Origin of the sequence: Nocardia sp. NPDC059154 (assembly GCF_042755705.1) — a bacterium.
GTDB lineage: Bacteria > Actinomycetota > Actinomycetes > Mycobacteriales > Mycobacteriaceae > Nocardia.
On sequence record NZ_JBHZCS010000073.1, the window covers coordinates 49,337 to 50,491 of the forward strand.

The following is a 1,155-nucleotide window of genomic DNA, read 5'->3' on the forward strand; positions in this document are numbered from 1 at the left end:
ACCAGCAGATGCCGGACCACGGCGGCGAACCGGTCGGCCGGCCAGCGCCGGGCGGTCGCGCCGGCCCCGATGTGCACGACCACGGCGTTGCGGTGGCTGGTGCTGGCCACCGGCGGCACCAGGCCGAGGTTGCGGCGGTCGGCGGCGATGCCGTCGAATTCGAGCAGATGGCACCAGCGGTCCACGTCGTGCATCTCGGGCTGCCATTCCGGGCCGGGCAGGTCGGGGAAGGCCGGATTGCGGTAGGTGAGAATGCGTTCGGGCTTGGTGCGGGAGAGTTCGGCGATGCCCTCGGCGCCGTCGAGGTTGACGGCCAGGGCCGGTGACTCGCCGTCCCAGCGCAGTCCGACGGTGTCGTAGACCGGGACCATTTCGTCGACGGAGGCGATGAGGTCGACGATGGGTTTCAGGCGATGGGGTGCTGCCAGTGCGATGTGGTCGCCGGGCCGGGCCCGGCGCAGGGCGCGCAGCGCGGGAACGGCGGTGAGCAGATCACCCAATCCGCGTGCTCGCAGCACTAGTACAACCGCCACCTGAATTCTCCTAGCCGGCCACGCTGCCCACGAAGCTGTGGTCCGCCACCGGACGTGCGGGGACCATTGCGTGAGGACTACCCGGCCCGCGCGGGGGTGAAACCCTGGGGACCGGTCCGCACGATGGCGGAAAACCGCTGTTACTACCGGCTGTCGTTGTCGCGGGTGGATGGATTACCGTGTGCAGTCATGACGGTCGTCTACAACCTCATGGTCACGGCTCATCTGCTCGGTATGGCGGCGGTGGTCGGCGGGTATGTCGCCTCCCAGCCGCGGGTGTCGGAGCTGATGGTGTGGGGCGCGCGTGTGCAGATCCTCACCGGGGTGATCCTGCTCGGCATGGCCGAGTCGATCCATTCGCTGGGCAAGGACCCCGATATGGCGAAGATGATCACCAAACTCGTGGTGGCGGTGCTGGTTGCGGCCTTCGCCGAGATGGGTCGCGCGGACGCCAAGCGCGGCAAGGAGGTGGCGTGGATGACCCATGCGGCGGGCGGGCTGGCGATCCTGAACGTCTTCATCGCGGCGCTGTGGAAGTGAGCGGGCGCGAAACCGTGAGCGCGACAACCGCATAGCGTTTTCCTGCGTGAAAGGTGATGCCGCACAGGGTGCACGAGTGCAC

2 protein-coding genes are annotated in these 1,155 nt (G+C 68.2%); one reads left to right on the plus strand and one right to left on the minus strand.

The features are described 5' to 3' along the window. On the minus strand, window positions 1-533 hold a 533-nt coding region (locus tag ACFXN1_RS41770), incomplete at its 3' end, for a glycosyltransferase family 9 protein (RefSeq protein WP_379463891.1). A 189-nt stretch (window positions 534-722) separates the two neighbouring features. Between ACFXN1_RS41770 and ACFXN1_RS41775 the strand changes: the two genes are divergently transcribed. After that, a complete protein-coding gene (locus tag ACFXN1_RS41775; protein ID WP_379380628.1) occupies window positions 723-1,073 on the plus strand; it encodes a hypothetical protein in 351 nt (116 codons plus the stop codon). The last annotated feature ends 82 nt before the right edge of the window (window positions 1,074-1,155 follow it).